This window comes from Agromyces humi (assembly GCF_009720255.1).
Taxonomy (GTDB): domain Bacteria; phylum Actinomycetota; class Actinomycetes; order Actinomycetales; family Microbacteriaceae; genus Agromyces; species Agromyces humi.
Window position 1 is genome coordinate 1 of record NZ_WJSP02000565.1, and the last position, 1832, is coordinate 1832.

Below are 1832 nucleotides of genomic sequence, written 5' to 3' on the forward strand. Positions count from 1 at the left end.
GTCGTCAACACCCTGCCAACGCCGCCGACGCCCCGGCCAAGCTGTCCGTGCTCCACGGCGTGCCTCGCGGCCCAGGCGCTCGGACGTCTCGCTGATGCCCCGGCGGTTGGAGCCCAGTCCGTGGACGACGCGCACCCGGTGGCCGGCGGTGTTGAGCGCGTCGCCGAGCGGCCGCAGGAAGGTCCAGTGCTCGTAGATGCCGGGGAGCAGGATGACCTCGGGCAGCTCCCGGGATCCCGATGCCCACGCCCGCGGCGACGGGCGCAGGCGCCCCAGCCCCCACGGCGGCTGGAGCACGGCGAGCTGCCGAGCGCCGGCGTACACGTAGTCGGTGGCCCACCACCAGCCCCGCACGATCGCCGGCGGCAGGTCGGGCTCGGCGGGCGTGCGCACCTCGTCGCCCACGCGGTCGCCGTGCGCGTGCGCCGCGACGAGCATGGCCACCTGCTCGCCCGCGGTCACCATGGTCTCGTGTCCGCGTCCGGGCACCTCGACGTAGCGTGCGTGCGGCACGAGCCGCGCCACCTCCTGCGCCCACGCCCGCGGCGAGATGCGGTCGTCCTCGCCGCGGATCACGAGCGTCGGCCGCGCGACATCCGGAAGCGTCTCCTCGAGGTGGTGGTCGAGCATCTGGCCGAGCTTCGCGAAGTACCACCGCGGGCCGGCCTGCAGGTAGGTGAAGACCGAGAGGCCCATGACCTTGGGCTTGGTGATCGACTCGTCCTGCAGCAGCCGCAGCGCCTGCATGCCCACGCTGCGCTCGCGCGGGTTCACGGTCGGCGCGATGAGCACCACGCTCGCGACCCGCTCGGGGTGGCGGGCGGCCGCCTCCGCGACGATCTGCGTTCCCATCGAGTGGCCGACGAGCACCACGTCGTGCAGGTCCTCGGCGTCGAGCAGCGCGGCGAGGTAGTCGCCCGACGCGCGCATCGACAGCGGCTCGTCGGGCTCGGGCGCCTCGCCGAACCCCGGCAGGTCGAGCGCCAGCACCCGCCCGTCGCGCGCGAGGGCGTCGGCGAGGCCCGAGAAGTAGCGGTGTCCCATGCCGATGCCGTGCACCAGCACGTAGCACGGCCCGGCGCCGGTGCCCGACTCGGTGATCACCGTCACGCCGTCGCCGCGACGGAACTCGCGAGTCACCGACATGAGCGGCAGTCTACGAGGCGTCGCCGAACGTCGCGTGAACCGCGCAGCGGCTGCTCGGATGACGCGGTCCGACCGTACCGTGCGTCCCCTCAGTCGATGAGGTCGGATGCCGCGAGCAGGCGCAGCACCTCGACGCCGGCCGGCGGGCAGCGATGGGCGTCGGCGGTGGTCACCCAGTGCAGGGCGCCCACCTCCGCGGATGCGGCGGGCGCGGCATCCGTCTCGGCGCGGAAGACCCGCATGCGCACCAGCCGGCCCTCGGGCTCGCCGTGCGCCTGCACGACCACCTCGAAGAGCTCGTCGAGCGACGCGGGGTCGAGCTCGAGCGCGACCTCCTCGAACGCCTCACGTGCGGCGGCCTCGGCGGCGGTCTCGCCCGCGTCGATCTTGCCGCCAGGCATGTAGTGCACGTCGCGGCCGCGCGCGGTGACCATGAGCACCCGGCGGTCGCGCACCAGTGCGATGGCGGCGACGAGGAGGTCGGGGAGCTGCGGCATCCCCTCCACCCTAGGCGGGCCCACCGCTACGCTGGCTCGCAGTCCCGATCGCGAAGGAGCGGCCCATGACCGAGGCGAACCGCGGCTACGCGCGCGCCGTGCAGTCCGACGTGTACCGCGCGGGCGTGAGCGGCACGAAGCCCGCCGTGCCCGTCGACGTGGCCGCGCTCGAGCTGGCCGCGCGCAAGG

The 1832-nt window shown here is 74.5% G+C and carries 2 protein-coding genes; both read right to left on the reverse strand.

What is annotated here, in order from left to right; genetic code table 11:
* On the reverse strand, positions 1 to 1146 hold a 1146-nt coding region (locus tag GH736_RS25360), incomplete at its 3' end, for an alpha/beta fold hydrolase (protein ID WP_235934635.1).
* 89 nt (positions 1147 to 1235) lie between these two features.
* Positions 1236 to 1643, reverse strand: coding sequence for an NUDIX domain-containing protein (locus tag GH736_RS22310; RefSeq protein WP_159607159.1), 408 nt, complete (start codon positions 1641 to 1643; stop codon positions 1236 to 1238).
* Between the last annotated feature and the right edge of the window lie 189 nt (positions 1644 to 1832).

Excerpts from the sequence above, each read along its gene's own strand:
- GH736_RS22310 (WP_159607159.1), bottom strand. The coding sequence starts at position 1,643 with ATGCCGCAGCTCCCCGACCTCCTCGTCGCCGCCATCGCACTGGTGCGC.